Origin of the sequence: Geobacillus sp. Sah69, assembly GCF_001414205.1 — a bacterium.
Classification (GTDB): domain Bacteria; phylum Bacillota; class Bacilli; order Bacillales; family Anoxybacillaceae; genus Geobacillus; species Geobacillus stearothermophilus.
The window spans coordinates 57,611-76,621 of the sequence record NZ_LLKS01000039.1 but is presented as its reverse complement, the minus strand read 5'-3'; the positions used below and the strand labels follow the sequence as shown (position 1 = coordinate 76,621).

Below are 19,011 nucleotides of genomic sequence, written 5' to 3'. Positions count from 1 at the left end.
CATCCCCTCACTCTCCGTCCACCCATTCATACAGTGTAATCGTTCCATACACCGGGTCGGCAAGCGGACTGGAACGATACGTTTTCACTTTGCGCACATGGCGGGAAATATCGATCCCTTGAGCCTCGAACCCTTGGACAACGTGATTGGTCATATATATCATAGCATGGCGGTAGTTTTCTTTGTCTTGCAAAAAGAAGGAAAAATGGAGCACATCTTTATGTGGAAAGGGCACGTTCAAATAGTCTAGGACGCGCGTCTCTTCCCACGTATATACCACAAACGGCTGCGGCTTGTCACGCAAATCGTCGGCAAGCTGATACACTGCCGGGGGCGTCTTTGCCTGCTCGTGCAGCAGCCCGATGCCGATTGCAGACTGCAGCAGCACAACCGCCGCTGCCAGCGCTAATCTCCATGCCTTCGGCGCAGCCAAAAAGCGGCCCCACACATAAAACAGCGCAAAATGAACCAACGGAAGAAGGTGGCGCGGTTTGTCAATATTTTGTCCAAACAGCGCCCAGACAGCATACAGCAACGCGGAAACGACAAGCGCACGCGGCAGCTGAAACCGCCCCGTGCGCCAGGCGATGGCACCGATTGCCGCATAGGCGGACAGCAATGAAACGTGCTGGCTGGCGATGCCGGTCCAAACAAAGTTGTGGACGATAAAGCGGTACAATCGCTCAGAAAACGGCAGCGGGCTCGTTGCCGCCGTTCCGCCCCATTCGCTGAAATGACCGGCAACAAACGCCCAACCAAGCTTGAAAAACGGCCAAAGGCCGCCTTCCGTCGCCGCGACCGCCGCCACCCAAACAAATTGAAAGGCGGCCGCCGCCAACAGCGATGCCGCCACGCGGCCGAGGCGGCGGTGCGTTTTCCAGTCTTCATGCCAAAGGATCAACAACGCGGCAGCAAACGGGGCATAAGACAAACGGATGCCCATGAGGATGCTAAACAACGCGGACGGCCAAAGCTGCGCCATCCATGTTGTTCGCCGCCGCGCCCATTCCACCGCCCATATGTACCACCAAAGCACGCCAAGCGCCGCGCCGTCCGACATCGGTCTGGCGGCGGCAAGGAGCACGTAGCTTGAAGAAAGCACCGAAAGCGCCGCCCATAGCGCCGCTGAGCGCGGCATATGGCGAGCGAGCAGCCAAACGATGGGAAAGACAGCGGAATACAACACAAGCACGTTCAAAATCGAAAGCGCTTTGGCTGGATTAGCGATTGCGGCATGAACAGCCATCCCGCCCAAAACGAAATATGGATAGCCTGGAAAATGCGGCTGCATCGCCAACAAATCATAGCGCTCCAGCGCCCGCGCAAAGTCAACTTCGTCCCACGAGGCCGCGTACGGACTGGCGTAACGCAGGCCGGCCCCCAACAAAACGGCAGCCAAGCCGATGCTGAAGCCAAGCCAAACGCGGTCAAGAAACGCTCGTTTCATCGCATCCCCCCTAAAGGGCTGGTGATTTAATACAAAATACTGCTATTCCCATCTGTTTCTCAATTAGATAAACCATGCGAAATCAACCTTCTTTTTTGGGGCGAAATGCCACTGATTTACTGGTGGCCGCGGTTTTTCACCAGCCTTCTAAAGAAAAAGTACAAGGCATCCGCGCCTTGTACCTTACATCACCCGTTTTATCTGTTCCTCCAATGCCGCCGATGGTTGCTCCTGTTTGCCGCTTTGTTGCCCATGGCGGCTCGTCACGAGCAAGTAAATCACGACAAAATAACCGATATAGGCGATCATTTCCTCGAGCGACGGCATTGATGAATAGCCAAACAACGCTTTTAAAAAGACGCCGACTTCGCCGGAAAAGACAGGGGCGACGCCATGGTCGCGCACGTAATGTTCGTAATCGATCGGATGTTCCGGAAGCAGCCACGTCAAATCGTATACATGCGGCATGACGCTGCCGATGAGGCCGATATCTTGCATCATCGAAATGGCTTGCACGAGCAGTCCAGCGGCAATTAGGACGATAAACGCGCCGGTGACTTTAAAAAACGTCTTCAACGGAATGCGCATCGTCCCTTTAAAGAAGAAGTAGCTGACGAAAGCAGCAATGGCAACCCCAGTTGCCGCTCCCCATCCTTGCATCGCCGCTCCGATGTTGCCGTGCGTAATCGCAGCGAAGAAGAAGACCGTTTCCACCCCTTCACGCAACACGACCAAAAACGAGTGAATGACCATGCCGACGACATTGCCGGCGGTGACAAACTGATCCATTTTCCCTTCCAAGCTTTTTTTCATGTCCCGGCTGTGTTCGGCCATCCAGAACACCATTTGCGTCAACAGCAGTGTGGAAACGACCATGATGCCGATCTTTAAATATATCTCGCTTCCCATTGCCGCAAAACCGGTAAAGACAAGCTGAAACAACATGGCGACACCGACGCTCGCCGCCACAGCGAGAGCGGCGCCAAGCCATACGTATTTCGTGTATTCGCGGTGACCGACCCGTTTCAAATACGAGGTGATGATGCCAACGATCAGCAGCGCTTCCAGTGCTTCGCGAAACGTAATGAGCAGCGCTTGAACTTCCATGCCCCCGCCTCCCCTTCACATGTAAACTAAGCCCGTTTCCGACGTCGCACATAAATCAAGGCAGTGCCAATGATGATCGCAACGATGATAATGAGAGGAATCCAGTTTTTTGGTTTCGACAAATCCGTCCATTCCTTTTTTTTCACTTCATCCGGTTTTTCTGTAGCACTGTCCGAAAAATGGCCAACTTCTAAGCTTTTCAAACCGAATTGTTGTTGCAGCACGGTTAAAATAGTCTCTTTGCTTTTTTTAAACGCATTGATGTCCGATTTTTTCTCGCCGACGCCAAATAACCCCGGGTTGCCAAGCGAATGCAGAGCCTTGTCAAACTCGGTGCGCAGCTGTTTGTCAAGCGCAGGGTCTTTCCCTTGGATGATTGGCGACAGCGCCTCATACGTCGCAAACGCCTTCGCCAACAGCCGCTTGCTCGTGTCGTACTGATCAAAGTTCGCCTCAATATTGTCCAAACGTCGGGCGATATTGAGCACTAAAATTTTTTCCATATCTTTGATCACCGCCTGGCGGTCCTTCGCTTCGATGGCTGCAAGCACGGCCTTGGACGGCTCAAGTCCCATATGCATGTCGATTTCTTCTTTTATGGTTCCGAAAATTTCCTTCGCTGCGGCAAAGTTCGGCGGCTGCTCGTTCAACTTTTCTTTCATCTCTTTATACGCCTCAGCAACCGCTTCTTTGTTCGGATCTCCATACGAATAGGCGAACGCTTTCAGCGGAATGAGATTGAGAATAATGATCACTGCTATGTAAAAAAAGAAACGGGATGTTTTCACGTTTCTGATCCCCCTCCATCAAGATCAATGATAATCATTATCACCATCATTGTCAATATTGGGAAAAATGGCCGGCGGCCCAAGGCGGCCGCCTCACGAACAATGGCGCTCCCGCTCCAAAGAAAGCAGATGCGCTTTTCGGTCAATGACCGCTTTTGTTACCGGGCGGCGCATTTCCTTCCAGATGGCCGGGATGACCGCGGTCATATAGGCGGTGAACTTGATGAACGAACGGCCGGTCGTCCGCACTTGGTAGCGGATCGGCACTTCCTTTAGTCGAAACCCTTTGCGCACTAAGTTGAGCGTCAACACTTGGGCGTAATTGTAATCGTGGATGATTTCCGCCTCTTCCATCGCTTGGCGGGAAAACGCACGCATCCCCGACTGCCCGTCATACAACCGCTGGCCGAGCAGGAGCGACTGCAGCCACGTAAAGGCATAGTTGCCGAGGCGGCGGTGCCATTTCATGCCGCGAATCGTGCCAAGAAAGCGCGAGCCGATCGTATAGTCGGCCTCACCGGCGAAAATCGGCGCCAAAAGGTCAGGAATTTGTTCCGGCGGATATTCGTTATCGGCATCGATCATCACGCCGATATCCGCGCCAAGACGGACACACTCTTCAAGCCCTCGCCGCACCGCCGCACCGAGGCCGCGGTTTTCCGGCCAGCGGCAAATGTAGTCCGCTCCCGCTTCTTGCGCCGCTTCAGCAGTCCGGTCGGTTGACCCGTCATCAATGACCAAGACGCTGACCTCTACATCGGGATGGAAATGACGCGGAATGCGGCGAATCACTTCCCCAATCGCTTCTTCTTCATTGTGCGCCGGCAAAAAGACGATGACGCGCTGCTTCTTCATCGCTCTCCTCCTTTCTTTCGCATCGCTTCGATCAAAACCGGACCGCGGCTATGGCTCGGATACGGAGCGCCAAGCAAATAGGCGATCGTCGGCGCCAGCGAAACGAGGCTTTTTTTCTCATCGACTCGTTTTCCTGCTTCAATCGCCGGGCCGTATAAAAAAAACGGCACATACCGCTCCCCTTCATCGAGGTGGCCGTGGCCGCCGATGCCATCCGCTTGGCCATGGTCGGCGCAGACAATCAATGTCGCGCGCTCGAGCTCGCCCCGTTCCTCAAGCCAGCCGACAAACTCCGCGATCAACGCGTCGGCTTCTTCAATTTTTTCGATATACTCGTCATACAGCACACCGCGGCTATGGCCGGTCTGATCGGTGGCGATCAACTGTACGACAAGCAAATCCGGGTTTTGTTCCTCGACGATGCGTTTCGCCCGCTCGATGATATAACGGTCGGCGAGGTCGTTCGGCATGACGGCCGTCACCGTTTCGACATCGTCGCCGAACGAATCGACCAAATGAGCGATGCCAAGCAAGCGGCCGGTTTTTCCGATTTTCCGGAGCGAATCGAAAATCGTCTCCACTTTTGCCCCAAGCTTCCATACCATATTGGACCGGATGCCGTGCTCAAACGGATACGTCCCCGTCAGCATCGAGGTGAAGCAAACGACCGTGCGCGCCGGATAGACGGTTTCCATTTGCGCAAATTCCGTCCCTTGAGCGCGCAACCGTTTCAAAAACGGGGCGTTGGCCGCTTCAAACCGGTCTTTGCGCATGCCATCAATCACGATGACATACACTTTGTCACTGATCGGCACGGTTGGACTCGGCACATTGTTCGTATAAGTCGGAATGATCTCCGGCTGCCAGTCGAACAAATTCCGATGCAAAATCCATGAAAACAGCCACACCCCAGCGGCAAACAGCCAAAGCGCCCCGCACAGCGGCGCCAAAGCCGCTCCTTGATCGATCTGCTGCGAAGCGTATTCCCATACAGACAAAAGAAGAAAACATTTTGGCAGCTGCTCTTGGGCGTTGCCGCTCGTCGAATCGCTGTTTTTCAACACCAGCTTCCAAAAGCGGGTGAAATTCCACCACGACGTGCCGATGCGCAAATGGTAATACAGCGTCCCCCAAAAAAAGACGGTAAAGAAAAAGTAAAGCCCCGACGCCAACAACAACAACGACGCATCAGCGAACGACCAAACGATGAGAAACACGACATAAGGGATCCATAAATAATTGCGCAAAAACAGCGGATAATCATAGACATAGTAGATGACAAACAGCGGCAGCGCCGCCGCCAGACCAAGCATCCATCCCCATGAGCCGCCCATCCAATCAGCGGCATGGTAGATCGTCATCGTTCCCGCGACAAAAATCGGCGTAAACGGCTTTCCTTCATTCAGCAAATTCCAGCAGCGCGCCGCGATTTTTTCGAATCGTGATGCTTGTTTCATCGCTTCTCCCTTTCCTTTTTCCATACACCTCGCACCATCTGCCAGTCGGACCGCCAAAACCACAATACCGCGGCACCAGCGGCGTAAGAAAACAAAAACTTAAACGCATGGGTCAACACTGCCGCCGCATATGCTTTCTCCCACGGTGCGCCGAGCCGGGTCAACGCAAACGCCATCACCGCCTCGTATGTTCCGATCCCGCCGGGGGCGACTTGGGCGATCTGGCCGGAAACGGTCGCGCTGTTTGCCCACACCGCCTGTCCAAAGGAAAGCGGGATGCCGACTGCTTTCGCGATCACGCCAATGACGGCCGCCTCACACAGCCAGCTCGCCGCCACCGCCCCGACCATCGCCGCGCCGCTCCAGCCGTGAAATACGCTCCGCCATCGCCGCCATAACCGATCAAGGCGGAGCGGACGGCGAAACACGATCACGGTCAGCACGAACCCGGACGCAACGGCCGCTGCCAAGAGAGAAATGCGGGGAATGTAATGCATATACGCATACATCCCAATGACAGTCAATCCACCAAGCACCGCCATATCAAGGAGCCGCATCACCGCCACCGATTCAATGGCCTCGCTGGCTGAAACACCGGGCTGGCGGGCAAGCAAAGCCATACGCACAGCATCACCGATTTTCACTGGGGCTAGATGGTTAACAAACAAACTAAGCAGCACGGCACGCCAATAAACAGAGAAGGCGATTGGCTTTCCGACATATCGCTTCCACGCCCACGCCCGCAGCCAAAACGACAAGCCATATACGAAAGCAGCGGCAGCCATCTCGATCGGGCGGCTGACTATCCTGGATAGATGATGGAGCATCTGCCGGCCGTCAAAGCAGCGGTATGTCAACCAAGCGGAAAAGAAAAGAAGCGCGAGCCCAGCTGCTTGCAACGCTGCTTTAGCCGCCGGTTTACCGCTCATATTCGCGCGCCCACGCCACCGTGCGGGCGAGCCCTTCGGCAAACGCCACCTTCGGCTTGTAACCAAACGCCCGCTCCGCCTTCGTGATGTCCGCCCATGTCGCTTTCACATCGCCTTTCCGCTCCGGCGCGTGCACGATTTTCAGATCGGGAAAGTGCTTCCGCAACTCAGCGAGCAGCTGCTCCATGGTGACGGGCGCCCCGGCGCCCAAGTTGAACACTTCGCTTCGCCCACCGCTACGGTGAAGTGCTGCGATCATGCCCTCCACAATATCATCGATGTACGTATAATCACGCGCCGTTCCTTTGCCATATACGACAATCTCCTCGCCCGCCAGCAATCGGCGCAAAAACGTGCCGATCGCCATATCCGGACGACCCCACGGCCCGTAAACGGTGAAATAGCGGAAAATCGTCATTTGGTAGCTATACAAATGGGCATAGGCATGACAAAACGATTCCGCTCCGTATTTCGCCGCCGCATACGGCGACACGACGCGGCCATCAGCCATCTCTTCCCGGAGCGGCACATTGCCTCGGTCGCCGTACACCGATGACGATGAGGCAAACAGCACGTGCGCCGCACCCGCTTCCCCCGCCGCCGCCAACACATTGACCGTCGCTTTGATGTCATAATCGATATACGCGAGCGGCTCCTCGAGGGAATACGGCACGCCCGGCAGCGCCGCCAAATGGTAGACGACATCGGGGCGAAACTCGACCAGCCACCTTTTCGTTCGCTCCCCATCAAGCAAATCCAAGCGGACAAGCGGCACCCGGCCGCCGGTGAGCGTCTGAAACTGCCGCTCTTTCCGTTCAGCAGAATAATATGGATGAAAACAATCCACTGCAGCCACGTCATATCCGAGTCCGCTTAACCGGGCGGCTAGATGGCTGCCAATAAATCCGGCTCCCCCGGTCACCACCACTTTCATCGCCTTCACCTCATCATCGAATTCCATTGTCCATTAGCATCTTACCATAAACCGTCGGGGAACGTCGTGGCCAATCGGCAAAAACCAAATGTTTTCATTTCCCGCCTTGGCTCGGTGAGGCAAGCGGCAGCCCAGCCATCGCTGCCTTCGCTCCGGATGGACGCCTGCAAAAAAAGGAAGCCGCGCCGGACACCCTTGCTGATCATTTAGTTCGCTTTCTGGATCACTTGCTGAAGCGCAGCCTCGATTTGCGGCAGCCATTTGTCACCCTCAGCTTTGTTCTTTGCCTTTGCCGCCTCTAGGTAGCGTGTCGCCTGTTCGTTCAAGTCGGTGTATGCTTTGTCGCCAAGCAGCGTTTTGATATCCTGTTCGATCATGTTAATAAAGAGCGCGCCTTCTAAGGCGGTGATCACCGACTTGTCTTGCCCCCAATTTTCTTTGCTTTCTTCATATTCATGAAGCGCCACTTTCGCCCATCCGCGCACGAACGCATGGTTCACCGCTTTCGGATCGAGCATTTTGACATCGGTTTGCAGGTCAAACTGTTTCAAAATGTAGTCCGCCTCCTCCGCGGCATGCCGTTTCATATACGGATAGACGGACTGATAAAACGCCCAGCCTTCCGCCTGCTCCACTTTGGCTTCTTCGGCGTTTTCCTTGGCCGCAGCCGCCGCCTTCGCCGCATAGCCGTGCGGCAGCGCTCCGCTCGCTAAATAGAATGTTTTCATCAATGTTTTGTCCACGACTTGCTTACCGAGGGCAAATGAGAGCGCATCATCGTTTTGGACCGATTGCTCCATTTGGGCAAACGCCCCGTTGATCGCGTTAACCAACTTCGTTCCGTAAGCCGCATCGCGCTTTTCCACGGTCGACTGCAAAATCGCGTAAAAGGTTTTGGCTTCCTCAAGCTCTTCCTTTACTTCTTCCTTATTGGCCCAATGTTCTTCTGCTTCGGTAAACTCATGCTTGATCGTCGTGTAAAACACTTTTTGCATCAGCTTGTCAAAAATTTGCTTGACAACCAACGGCTCAAGCGACCCGTCTTTGCCGGCGGCCAGTGCGTTGGTAATATGTTGGTCAAGCGTATCTTCAAATTCCGCGTCACGTTTTTGTACAAGCGGCTGCAGCTTTTCTTTGTAGATGCTCTCCACTTTGCCGAAGTCGACCGCCCCGCCTTGCTTCGCCTTCTCAAGCTCCGCGAGCGCTTCGCTGAACGCTCCCGCATAATCGACTTCCGCTTCTTCCTTCTCGTTCTCCGTCTTCTCTTCCTCTTTCGGCTTTTCTTGTTTTTCCACAGCCGTTTGGTTGCTGCTTTCTTTTTCTGTTCCCGCCGTCTGTTTGCTCTGGCCGCACGCGCCAAGCGCCAACGCCGCGGCGGCCAACAAGGCCAGCCACTTCCATTTTAATGACATTATGTATCCCCCCGTTCACACATCCAAAAATGATAATCAATATCAATACAATAAGATTATAAGAGAAAATGAATTTCAATGTCAACACATGATGAAAAAGAGAGGACTCCCTTCTTGCTGAAAATCCTCTTTTCCTAGCTGATCACACCTTAAATAAAGAAATCCAGAGGCTTCTTCCCCTCTGGATTTCCTTCTTTCTCCGTTATCACACATGTTTGCCAACCAGCTGCACAAGCGCCTCTTTCGGCTGGTAGCCGATCGCTTTGTCGACAAGTTGACCATCTTTGAACAGAAGCAGCGTCGGGATGCTCATGACGCCGAACTTCGACGCTGTTTCTTGGTTTTCATCGACATTCACTTTGACGATTTTCACTTTGTCGCCCATTTCGCGGTCAAGCTCTTCCAGCACCGGAGCGATCATGCGGCACGGTCCGCACCATGGCGCCCAAAAGTCAACGAGCGTGAGGCCGTCTTTCGTTTCTGCGGCGAACGTTTGGTCAGTGGCGTTGACAATCGCCATATGGATTCCCTCCCATCTTCTTGAATGCTGCAAGCAAAGTATACCATGGAATGCATGTCGGCGCGAATGTTTTGCTTCGTTTCTACTATTCGCTTTTGCCGCGGAATTTATCCGTCAAAAAACGGACGGCTGCAGCCGCCCGTGTTGTTCATTACGAATGCACTTTCAGTTTTTCTTTTCAAACGCTTTGCCGGAGTAGATCGGACGGGCAAAGACGATGTTGCCGCCCGCCTCTTCGACGGCGATGACGTCGCCCGCTTCGGCGCAAGAACACTTCAATCGTTTTCGTCTTCGCTTCAACATCGTCTTCGTCGAGGTCCAAATCGTCAAGCTCTAGCTCTTCAAGCGGTTTCTTTTTCGCTTTCATGATCCCCGGCAGCGACGGATAGCGCGGTTCGTTCAAGCCTTGTTGAGCGGTGACAAGGAGCGGCAGCGACGTTTCGATGATTTCCTCATCCCCTTCGACATCGCGCACGACCGTCACGTTGCCGCCGTCGGCAATGTCGAGCTTTGTGATCGTCGTTACATATGGAATGCCGAGCAATTCCGCCACACGCGGGCCGACTTGGCCGGAGCCGCCGTCAATGGCGACGTTGCCGGCTAAAATCAAGTCCGGGTTTTTTCTATAACTGATTATATTGTAATACACAAAAAAGAGACAATTTTAGGCTATACCTAACCGAAATTCATCTCCCACTTTCACTTCGTTTAGAAGTGGGAGACTTCTTTCGGAAAGATGTTAAAGACGGGCGGCCGTTTTTCCAAAAACGCCTGCACGCCTTCTTTTGCATCCTCGGATCCAAACACGTGGCCAAACCATTCCGCTTCCTCGCGCACGGCCTCAACGAACGTTTTTTCCTTGGCGGCGTTAAGCAACTCAATAACCGCCCGAACGGAAAGCGGACTTTTGGCGGCAATCTTTTTCGCCAACGCTTTGGCTTCATCAAGAAGCCGCTCTTCCGGCATCGCCTTGTTGGCAAGCCCCCATTCAACCACTTCGAGTCCGGTGATCGGCTCGCTCGTCCACATCATTTCCGCCGCTTTGTCAAAGCCGACGTAGCGCACAAGCCGCTGCGTGCCAGCAAATCCAGGGATGATGCCAAGCTGCAGCTCCGGAAGGCCGAGTTTGGCGTTTTCCGCCACCACACGAATGTGGCAGCTCATAGCCAGCTCCAACCCACCGCCTAATGCGGCGCCGTGAATCGCCGCAATGACTGGTTTGGAAAAGCGTTCGATCCGCTCCATCACGAGTTGGCCGTTGCGCGACAAGCCGGATGCCTCCTCGACGGAAGCGATGGGCGTGAATTCTTTAATATCGGCGCCGGCCGAGAAAAACCGCCCCTCGCCATGAAGCAACACGACGCGCACGTCCGGGTCGGTCTCAAGCTCGTCCAACAAGGTTGAAAGCCCTTTCAAAACAACGGATACAAGAGCGTTCGCCGGCGGCCGCGAAAACGTCACGACGGCGACGAACTCCTCTTTCGCTACGCGAAAAAAATTCATGAAGTCTCTCCCCTTTCTGCCTTTCCTAACGCCCGGCGGCGCACCCTTTGATGAGCAGTTCGTACACCGGATCGGCGAGCGCGGCTAGGTCGTACTTTTGCTCGTTCATCACCCACGTCGTCACCGTTTCATCAAGGGTGCCAAAGATCATTTGCCGGGTGAGCCGGACGTCTAAATCTTGGCGAAATTCCCCTTTTTCCATCCCCTCCATGATGATGCGGTCGATGAGCCGCAAATATCCTTTCAGCACGTCATTAATGCGATGGCGCAGCTCTTTGTTCGACTGACGCAACTCAAGCTGCGTCACGACCGCCATATGCGGATCAGCAGAGAGGGCGGAAAAATGAGTTTTCACCAACACATACAATTTCTCTAGGGGGCTTGAAATTCCTTCTGTCTCTTGTTCAATTTTCTCGATGAACGCCCCCATCTTTTCCTGAAAAAGCGAAATTAAAATATCCTCTTTGTTTTTAAAATAAAGGTAGATCGTGCCGTCGGCGACACCGGCCTGCTTGGCGATTTTCGACACCTGTGCTTGATGGTAGCCGTGCTCGGCGATGACGACGACGGCCGCGTCAATAATTTGCTTGAACTTCGGCTTTTCTCTGCGCAATCGTCATTCTCCTTTGCTTCCGATCCCCATCTTCAAATGAATGAATGAATCATCATTCATATCCCCATTTTACGAATTGTTCCGACGATTTGTCAAGCCTTATTTTTTTCTTGCTCTGCGAGAACACGGCGCAAAATTTTGCCGACCGCCGTCTTCGGCAATTCGCTGCGGAACTCGTACAGGCGCGGCACTTTGTAAGCAGCCAGGCGCTGGCGCATAAACGCGTCAAGCTCCTGTTCGCTGCACATCTCCCCGGCTTTAACACGACGAACGCTTTCACCGTCTCGCCGCGGTACGGATTCGGAACGCCGATCACGGCCGCTTCCTGCACTTTCGAGTGCTCATACAGCGCTTCTTCGACTTCGCGCGGGTAAATGTTGTAACCGCCGGCGATAATGACATCTTTCTTGCGGTCGACGATATAAAAATACCCACGCTCATCCATATAGCCAATGTCGCCGGTGTACAGCCATCCGTCACGCAGCACTTGCTCAGTCTCCTCCGGCTGGTTCCAGTAGCCTTTCATCACTTGCGGCCCGCGCACGACGAGTTCTCCACGCTCGCCGGGCTTTGCTTCCTCACCCGTTTCCAAGGAAACAATTTTCGCGTCCGTATCCGGACGCGGAACACCGATGCTTCCTTTCACCCGCTCCCCGTCCCAAAGGAAGTTGCTATGGGTGACAGGGGATGCCGCGGTCAACCCGTATCCTTCAATCAATTTTCCGCTCGTCACCTGTTCAAACTGCTCCTGCACCTCAACCGGTAGCGGAGCGGATCCGCTGATGCAGACGTTGATCGAAGATAAATCATATTTCGGCAAATCCGGATGGTTCAACAAAGCGATGTACATCGTCGGTGCGCCTGGGAACATCGTCGGCCGGGTGCGCTCGATTGCTTTTAATGTTTGCTTGACATCAAAGCGCGGGAGCAGCACCATTTTGCTCGCCATCATCACGGACAAATTCATCACCGTCGTCATGCCGTACACGTGGAAAAACGGAAGCACACCGAGCACCGTTTCTTTTCCTTTTTCGCATTTATACACCCAATGGGCGCACATGAGCGTATTGGCGATCAAGTTGCGATGCGTCAACATGGCCGCTTTCGGATGTCCCGTCGTGCCGCCTGTATATTGCAACAGCGCCACATCTTCCACGGGGTCGATGTCCACCCCGATCGGATCGGTTTCCTTGCGGCTCATGATCGTGCGGAACAGATGAACAGTTTCGCTTTCCGCGATGCGGACAATCAGCATGTTTTGCTTCCATTGCACAAGCGGATACAGCCATTTCTTCACCGTGGGCAAATACTCTTGCATTCTCGTGACAATCCAATGCTTGACCGGCGTCCCCCCTTTCACCTTTTCCGTCTTTGGATACAAAAGATCCATCGTCACGAGCACCGAGGCGCCGCTGTCGTTCAGCTGGTATTCAAGCTCATCCTCGGTGTAAAGCGGATTCGTCTGCACGACGATGCCGCCCGCTAGGAGCGTCCCGTAGTAGCTGATCACCGCCTGCAGGCAGTTTGGCAGCATCACCGCCACCCGGTCTCCTTTTTTGAACACCAAGGCGGCGCAAAAAGTGGGCGAATGTGAGCGCCTGTTCATACACTTGGCGGAACGTCATCGTCTTTCCGAAAAAATCGATGGCGTCTTTGTCGCCATATTGTTCCGCCGTCTCCCACAAATAATCGGAAATCGTTTTCTTTGTGGATAGTCGAGCGTAGCAGGAATGGACGGCGGATAATGAGCGAGCCACGGTTTTTCCATATGCATCCCTCCTTGTTTCTATTTTATTTCACTTTTTGTAATTTTTTACCAAAAAAAAAAAAAAAACGCCTCGCCTGAGCGAGACGTCACCAAAACCAGTACACCAAACCAATGAAGAAAAAGCACGCGCAAATGACAAACAAGATTTTCGCCAGCACATCGACCGATCGGTTGCGCACCGCCATATACGCGATGCCGGCGATCAAAAACAGCCCGACCGCAATCAACAACCATTTGACTACTGCGTTCATTCGTTGCTCCCCTTTACTGAATCCCTTCGCCGATGACAAACGACAAACCGACGGAAATGACCATCGAGATAAAGCCGACCGCCCGGTTGTCGTTGGCGATTTCATCATCGATGTTAAACTTCGGCGTCAAAAATTCATAAATAAAATACGCGGCGAGCAGAAGCAAAAACCCGTACACGCCCCAGCCGACCATCGACAACAGCGACTCATGGTGGGCGAGCGCGTAACGAAAAATATTGGCAATGCCAAAAATCTTTCCGCCGGTTGCCATCGCCACTGCCATATTGCCTTTTTGAATTTCTTCCCAGTTTTTATACTTCGTGACGAGTTCAAACACGGCCAAAAACACCACGATGCACAGCACGGCGACGCTGAAATTGGCAGCGGTTCTCACCATTTCGTGCTCCCAAAACGGCGCCATCATTCTCGCCCCCATCATTTCAGTTCCACGACCGTCACCCCGGTCCCGCCTTCATTCGCCTCACCAAATCGGAAGCTTTTGACCGCCCTGTGCTGCTTTAAAAACTGCTGCACCCCTTGACGGAGCGCGCCTGTCCCTTTGCCGTGGATGATGGAGACGCGCGCATATCCGGCGAGCACGGCGTCATCCAAGTATTTCTCAAGCCGAAGGAGCGCATCTTCGTACCGTTCGCCGCGCAAATCAAGCTCAAGGCTCACATGGGCGTCCTTGCCTTTCACGGTCGCAATCGGCGTCACGTCGTTCACCGGCGCGCTGCCGATGTATTCTAAGTCACGCTCGTGAATTTTCATTTTCAAAATGCCGAGCTGCACTTGCCATTCATCGTCCGACACTTTTTCGATCAAGTAGCCTTTTTGGTTGAGGCTCGTCACCTTCACTTCATCACCCGGCTGGAATACATGGCGCGGCGCCTGTTTTTTTGCTCTTTTCCGTTTCTCGACTTTCGGCACGGCGGCGGCGAGCCGCTGTTTTGCCTCGGCGAGCTCATGTTCTTTCACTTCCGCCTGCTTTTCTTTTTGCAGGCGGCGCAGTTCATGGATCACCCGCTCGGCTTCGCGCTCGGCGGCGCGGATGATGTCCGTTGCCTGCTTCGCCGCTTCAGCCAGCCGCTCTTCTTTTTCCTCTTCGAGCGCTTCGAGCTTTTGCTCCCACTCGGCGCGCAGCCGCTCCGCTTCCTCCAACGCCGCGCGCGCCCGTGCTTCGTCTTCCTCGGCTTGCTTTTTGCTCCGTTCGAGCGACGCGATCATGTTTTCCACGTTATGGCTTTCCGCGCTCACTTGCGCTTTCGCCCGCTCGATAATCCGCTCATCCAACCCCAAGCGGCGTGAGATGTCAAAGGCGTTGCTGCGGCCGGGAATGCCGATCAATAGTTTATACGTCGGACGGAGCGTTTCGGTGTCAAATTCAACGCTCGCGTTCACCACCCCGGGGCGGTTGTAGCCGTACGCTTTCAATTCGGGATAATGCGTCGTCGCCACCGTCCGCGCCCCGCGCCCGTGCACTTCATCCAAGATGGCGATGGCAAGCGCCGCCCCTTCCTGCGGGTCGGTGCCTGCTCCGAGCTCATCAAACAGCACAAGGCTTTGGCCATCGACATGGCGCAAAATGTCGACAATATTGACCATATGGGACGAGAACGTGCTCAAGCTTTGTTCGATCGACTGCTCGTCGCCGATATCCGCGTACACTGCGCGGAACACCGCCGCTTCCGATCCGTCGGCCGCCGGGATAAACAGCCCCGCTTGCGCCATTAATGTCAACAAGCCGACCGTTTTTAACGTCACCGTTTTCCCGCCGGTGTTTGGGCCTGTTATGACGATCGTCGTATAATCGCCGCCGAGTTCAATGTCATTCGGCACCGCCTTTTCTTGATCAAGCAGCGGATGGCGGGCCTGCACAAAGCGAAGATAGCCTCGGTTATTGACCGCTGGCTTCGCGGCTTGCAGCCGGCGGGCGTATTTCGCCTTGGCAAACGCAAAATCGAGCGCCGCAAGCGACTCAACCGCCCGCGCAAGCGGTTCAGCCTGCTCAGCGACTTTTGCCGACAGTTCGCGCAAAATGCGTTCGATTTCTTGCTTTTCTTTCGCCCGCGCTTCGCGGAGTGCGTTGTTCAACTCGACGACCGCCTGCGGCTCGATAAACAGCGTCGCCCCGGACGCCGACTGGTCGTGGACGATGCCGCCATAGGCACTGCGATACTCTTGTTTCACCGGAATGACATAGCGGTCGTTGCGGATCGTAATGATGGCGTCCGACAGCCGCTTTTGCGCCGACGGCGAGCGAATGATGCTCTCAAGCTTCTCGCGGATGCGCGCTTCCACTGACCGAATTTGCCCGCGGAGCGAACGGAGGCGGTCGCTTGCGGCATCCAATACCTCGCCATGGTCGTCGATCGAACGGCGAATGTCATGCTCAAGCGCCGGCACCTCCACGAGCTCATCGGCATAAATGGACAGACGATCCAATCCCCCCTGCTCTTCATGCAGATCCATAATCAGCCGTTTCATCTGCCGGCTTGCGGTCAAGGTGGATGCCGTTTCCACGAGTTCTTGCGGACTGAGCACGCCGCCGATCGACGCCCGTTTCAAATGAGGGCGAATGTTGACAACTCCGTCAAGCGGCGCATAGCCAGCAAGTCGCAAAACAGCGGCCGCTTCATCCGTTTCCTCAAGCCAAGCGGCCACCTCCTCCAAATCGGATGACGGCATGAGCGCCTCGATTTTTTCCAAACCGAGCGGCGAGGACGCATGCTCAGCCAACTGCTCTTTCACTTTATCGAACTCCAAGGTGTGAAGCACTTTTCGTTGCACGTATCTGACCCCCAGCTCATTCATTTCGTTCGTTTGTCGCGCAAAAACTGCCGCAGCTTGTCAAGCGGCCATGTGTTGATGACCGTTTCGTTCTTGATCCAGCCTTTCCTTGCCGTCGCCACGCCAATAGCCATATCATCAAGCATGTCCAAATGGTGGGCGTCCGTGTTAATGGCAATATACGCCCCCGCTTCCTCGGCTTTTTTCACGTAAGCTGCCGACAAATCGAGACGGCTCGGGTTGGCGTTTAACTCAAGCACCGTGTTCGTCTCGGCCGCGAGTTTCATGAGCCGATCGAGATCGACGTCATAACCGCCGCGCTGGCCGATGAGCCTTCCGGTCGGATGGGCGATGACATCGACGTACGGATTGCGAAACGCCGCCTCGAGCCGCTTCATGATCGCCTCGCGCGGCTGTTTGAACGCAGAGTGAATGGCGGCGATGACAAAATCCAGCTCCTTGAGCACGTCATCATCGTAATCGAGCGTCCCGTCCGGCAAAATATCCATCTCAATGCCGGCGAGGATGGTAAAATCCGAATAGCGCGCGTTCAGCCGTTCGATTTCCTCGCGCTGGCGCCGCAATCGATCCGGCGTCAAACCGTTGGCGACTTTCAAAAATTGCGAATGGTCGGTGATGGCCATATACCGATAGCCGCGGCGGCGGCACGCCTCAACGAGCTCCTCAAGCGAACACGCCCCGTCGCTCCATGCCGAATGCATATGCAAATCGCCTTGAATGTCTTCAAGGCGGACAAGCGGATATCGGTCCGAATAGCACTCGATTTCCGTGCCGTCTTCACGCAGCTCCGGGGGAATGTGCGGCAGCCCGAAATGGGCGTAAAACGCCGCTTCATCCGGGAACGTTTTCACCTTGCCAGTCGCTTCGTCTTCCACGCCGTATTCGCTGATTTTCTCCCCGCGTTCTTTGGCGAGCTGGCGCATGCGCACGTTATGCTCCTTCGATCCGGTGAAATGATGGAGCGCGGTCGCAAACTGCGCCCCGCTGACCAGCCGGAAGTCGACGGCCACATCGTCGTCATAGCGAAGCAGAAGCGACACTTTCGTTTCCCCAGCAGCGATGACCTCGCGGACACGCTCAAAACGAAGAAGCCCGTCGCGCACCGCAGCCGGACGGTCGGTGGCGATGACATAATCCAAATCTTTCACCGTTTCGTTTACGCGACGCAAACTGCCGGCCCGCGAGAAGCGGATCACGCCATCAAGACAAGCAAGCTGGCGTTCCACATCCGCCGCGGCGGCGAGCACCCGAGCGAGCGGCAGCCGCTCAGGGCGTTTGCCCGCCTCCTCAATCGCCGCCAACAACTTTTCCTCCGTTTTCGCGCCGAAACCGGGAAGCTCCCGCACTTTTCCCACCAGACACGCTTCTTTCAATCCATCCATATCGACAATACCGAGCTCTTGATGCAGCTTGGCGATTTTTTTGCCGCCAAGCCCCGGGATCTTAAGCAAGGAAAGAAGCGTTTCCGGAATATCGCGCTTTAATTCCTCGAGCACCGATGATGAACCGGTTTCGACAAACTCGGTGATGATCGCCGCCGTGCTTTTGCCGATGCCGGGAATGGCGGTGAAGTCGCCGATTTCCGCGAGGCTCCGCTCATCCGTTTCCAAGGCGTTCGCCGCTTTGCGGAAGGCGTTGACCTTAAATGGATTTTCTCCTTTGATCTCCATATACAGTGCGATCGTTTCAAGCAGGCGGATGACTTCTTTTTTATGGACGCTCATCCCCATTTCCTCCCTTTCCCGCAAAACCGCGGCCACGCCCGGTCAGACGCGGCCATGAATCCACCAGTTGCCAAGCATCTCCGACAACACCGGCGTATGTTTCACAATCACGGTCGCCATAAGCGAACGCTGCAGCTGCTCCTGCACGCTGTCAATCGGCACGAGCGCCCCGATATACAACAGCAAAAAGACGAGCAAATACACTTCCGCAAACCCGAGCGCCGCCCCCGCCAGACGGTTGACGCTTCGCAAGAGCGGCAACTGGGCGACGAAATCAAGCATCGAGCCGATGATTTGCAGGACGATTTTCACAGCAAAAAACAAAAGCGCAAAGGAAATCGCCCGATAATAGGCATCGTCCAAATGCGTGCTCTGAAACAGCAGCTTCATCGTCTCCGGGTCTCCCAACGTCGGATACGGAATCCAAAGGCGCAATGTCGGCACAAACCGTTCATAATAGCGATAGGCGACGAAAAAGGCGATGAGAAACCCGGCCATATGAATGAATTGAAGGATAAAGCCGCGCTTCAGCCCGATCATCGCCCCCATCAACAGGACAAACAGCAGCACGACATCAATCATCCTGTTTCCCGTCCTTTTCCTGTTTCAGCTGTTCCGCCAGCCGTTGATATTGTTCTTTCAGTTTGAGATACTCACTGGCGATGTTGACGGCTGTCAACACGGCCAGCTTCGGCACATCAAGGAGCGGATTTTTCTCGCTGAATTCATGCATTTTATCATCAACGAACGCCGCCACGAGCCGGATGTGGGCCGGGCTTTCCGCGCCGACGATCGTGTAGTCTTGTCCATAGATGCGGACGCTCACTCGCGTTTTTGGCTGTTCTGTCAAGCTTTCTCCCCCATTTCGCCAAATCCTACTGTTTATCATATC

General features: G+C 54.6%; 17 protein-coding genes and 2 pseudogenes. All 19 read right to left on the bottom strand.

Annotation, left to right across the window (positions count from 1 at the left end; genetic code table 11):
- Positions 1–7: 7 nt before the first annotated feature.
- On the bottom strand, positions 8–1,447 hold the full coding sequence (locus AP057_RS10245; RefSeq protein ID WP_033014353.1) for a hypothetical protein: 1,440 nt from the start codon (positions 1,445–1,447) through the stop codon (positions 8–10).
- Between the two features lie 183 nt (positions 1,448–1,630).
- The gene (locus tag AP057_RS10240; protein ID WP_033014354.1) at positions 1,631–2,554 is read right to left on the bottom strand and encodes an FTR1 family protein; all 924 of its coding nucleotides are present in this window, start codon (positions 2,552–2,554) and stop codon (positions 1,631–1,633) included.
- A gap of 26 nt (positions 2,555–2,580) precedes the next feature.
- On the bottom strand, positions 2,581–3,342 hold the full coding sequence (locus AP057_RS10235; protein WP_055358679.1) for a hypothetical protein: 762 nt from the start codon (positions 3,340–3,342) through the stop codon (positions 2,581–2,583).
- Positions 3,343–3,435: 93 nt separating this feature from the next.
- Positions 3,436–4,197: a glycosyltransferase family 2 protein gene (locus AP057_RS10230; protein WP_033014358.1), complete on the bottom strand. Its 762-nt coding sequence runs from the start codon at positions 4,195–4,197 to the stop codon at positions 3,436–3,438.
- Positions 4,194–5,654, bottom strand: a complete 1,461-nt coding sequence (locus AP057_RS10225; protein WP_152968876.1) for an alkaline phosphatase family protein — start codon at positions 5,652–5,654, stop codon at positions 4,194–4,196. The genes AP057_RS10230 and AP057_RS10225 overlap by 4 nt, the downstream gene beginning before the upstream one ends.
- Positions 5,651–6,583 carry a lysylphosphatidylglycerol synthase transmembrane domain-containing protein gene (locus AP057_RS10220; protein ID WP_055358678.1) on the bottom strand — a complete coding sequence of 311 codons (933 nt, stop codon included), beginning with the start codon at positions 6,581–6,583 and terminating at the stop codon, positions 5,651–5,653. Before AP057_RS10220 ends, AP057_RS10225 begins: the two co-directional genes overlap by 4 nt.
- Entirely contained in the window at positions 6,573–7,517 is a 945-nt protein-coding gene (locus tag AP057_RS10215) for an NAD-dependent epimerase/dehydratase family protein (RefSeq protein ID WP_033014381.1), read from the bottom strand. Before AP057_RS10215 ends, AP057_RS10220 begins: the two co-directional genes overlap by 11 nt.
- A 206-nt stretch (positions 7,518–7,723) precedes the next feature.
- Positions 7,724–8,929, bottom strand: coding sequence for a hypothetical protein (locus AP057_RS10210; RefSeq protein ID WP_049626565.1), 1,206 nt, complete (start codon positions 8,927–8,929; stop codon positions 7,724–7,726).
- 205 nt (positions 8,930–9,134) lie between these two features.
- A complete protein-coding gene (gene trxA, locus AP057_RS10205) occupies positions 9,135–9,449 on the bottom strand; it encodes a thioredoxin (protein WP_055358677.1) in 315 nt (104 codons plus the stop codon).
- Positions 9,450–9,714: 265 nt separating this feature from the next.
- A pseudogene (locus AP057_RS10200) lies at positions 9,715–10,071 on the bottom strand (electron transfer flavoprotein subunit beta); the annotation flags it as partial.
- Positions 10,072–10,157: 86 nt separating this feature from the next.
- On the bottom strand, positions 10,158–10,952 hold the full coding sequence (locus tag AP057_RS10195) for an enoyl-CoA hydratase (protein ID WP_055358676.1): 795 nt from the start codon (positions 10,950–10,952) through the stop codon (positions 10,158–10,160).
- 25 nt (positions 10,953–10,977) lie between these two features.
- Complete coding sequence (locus tag AP057_RS10190; protein ID WP_055358675.1) at positions 10,978–11,565, bottom strand: TetR/AcrR family transcriptional regulator; 588 nt, start codon at positions 11,563–11,565, stop codon at positions 10,978–10,980.
- A 52-nt stretch (positions 11,566–11,617) separates the two neighbouring features.
- Positions 11,618–13,333 (bottom strand): annotated as a pseudogene (locus AP057_RS10185) (long-chain-fatty-acid--CoA ligase).
- Between the two features lie 86 nt (positions 13,334–13,419).
- Complete coding sequence (locus AP057_RS17525; RefSeq protein ID WP_162839634.1) at positions 13,420–13,584, bottom strand: hypothetical protein; 165 nt, start codon at positions 13,582–13,584, stop codon at positions 13,420–13,422.
- 13 nt (positions 13,585–13,597) lie between these two features.
- Complete coding sequence (locus tag AP057_RS10180) at positions 13,598–14,005, bottom strand: DUF350 domain-containing protein (RefSeq protein WP_033010786.1); 408 nt, start codon at positions 14,003–14,005, stop codon at positions 13,598–13,600.
- A gap of 14 nt (positions 14,006–14,019) precedes the next feature.
- Positions 14,020–16,374, bottom strand: a complete 2,355-nt coding sequence (locus tag AP057_RS10175; RefSeq protein WP_310794014.1) for an endonuclease MutS2 — start codon at positions 16,372–16,374, stop codon at positions 14,020–14,022.
- Positions 16,375–16,394: 20 nt separating this feature from the next.
- Positions 16,395–18,119, bottom strand: a complete 1,725-nt coding sequence (gene polX, locus AP057_RS10170) for a DNA polymerase/3'-5' exonuclease PolX (protein ID WP_055358674.1) — start codon at positions 18,117–18,119, stop codon at positions 16,395–16,397.
- Positions 18,120–18,161: 42 nt separating this feature from the next.
- Positions 18,162–18,701, bottom strand: a complete 540-nt coding sequence (locus AP057_RS10165; RefSeq protein WP_033014375.1) for a CvpA family protein — start codon at positions 18,699–18,701, stop codon at positions 18,162–18,164.
- Positions 18,694–18,969, bottom strand: coding sequence for a cell division protein ZapA (zapA, locus tag AP057_RS10160; protein WP_014196491.1), 276 nt, complete (start codon positions 18,967–18,969; stop codon positions 18,694–18,696). The genes AP057_RS10165 and zapA overlap by 8 nt, the downstream gene beginning before the upstream one ends.
- Positions 18,970–19,011 lie beyond the last annotated feature (42 nt).

What these genes read in the sequence shown, in the direction of transcription:
- AP057_RS10195 (WP_055358676.1), bottom strand. Translation starts at nt 10,952, where the DNA reads ATGAATTTTTTTCGCGTAGCGAAAGAGGAGTTCGTCGCCGTCGTGACG.
- AP057_RS10240 (WP_033014354.1), bottom strand. Translation starts at nt 2,554, where the DNA reads ATGGAAGTTCAAGCGCTGCTCATTACGTTTCGCGAAGCACTGGAAGCG.
- AP057_RS10220 (WP_055358678.1), bottom strand. Translation starts at nt 6,583, where the DNA reads ATGAGCGGTAAACCGGCGGCTAAAGCAGCGTTGCAAGCAGCTGGGCTC.
- AP057_RS10225 (WP_152968876.1), bottom strand. Translation starts at nt 5,654, where the DNA reads ATGAAACAAGCATCACGATTCGAAAAAATCGCGGCGCGCTGCTGGAAT.
- AP057_RS10215 (WP_033014381.1), bottom strand. Translation starts at nt 7,517, where the DNA reads ATGAAAGTGGTGGTGACCGGGGGAGCCGGATTTATTGGCAGCCATCTA.
- AP057_RS17525 (WP_162839634.1), bottom strand. Translation starts at nt 13,584, where the DNA reads ATGAACGCAGTAGTCAAATGGTTGTTGATTGCGGTCGGGCTGTTTTTG.
- AP057_RS10180 (WP_033010786.1), bottom strand. Translation starts at nt 14,005, where the DNA reads ATGGCGCCGTTTTGGGAGCACGAAATGGTGAGAACCGCTGCCAATTTC.
- AP057_RS10230 (WP_033014358.1), bottom strand. Translation starts at nt 4,197, where the DNA reads ATGAAGAAGCAGCGCGTCATCGTCTTTTTGCCGGCGCACAATGAAGAA.
- AP057_RS10165 (WP_033014375.1), bottom strand. Translation starts at nt 18,701, where the DNA reads ATGATTGATGTCGTGCTGCTGTTTGTCCTGTTGATGGGGGCGATGATC.
- polX (WP_055358674.1), bottom strand. Translation starts at nt 18,119, where the DNA reads ATGAGCGTCCATAAAAAAGAAGTCATCCGCCTGCTTGAAACGATCGCA.
- AP057_RS10245 (WP_033014353.1), bottom strand. Translation starts at nt 1,447, where the DNA reads ATGAAACGAGCGTTTCTTGACCGCGTTTGGCTTGGCTTCAGCATCGGC.
- AP057_RS10210 (WP_049626565.1), bottom strand. Translation starts at nt 8,929, where the DNA reads ATGTCATTAAAATGGAAGTGGCTGGCCTTGTTGGCCGCCGCGGCGTTG.
- trxA (WP_055358677.1), bottom strand. Translation starts at nt 9,449, where the DNA reads ATGGCGATTGTCAACGCCACTGACCAAACGTTCGCCGCAGAAACGAAA.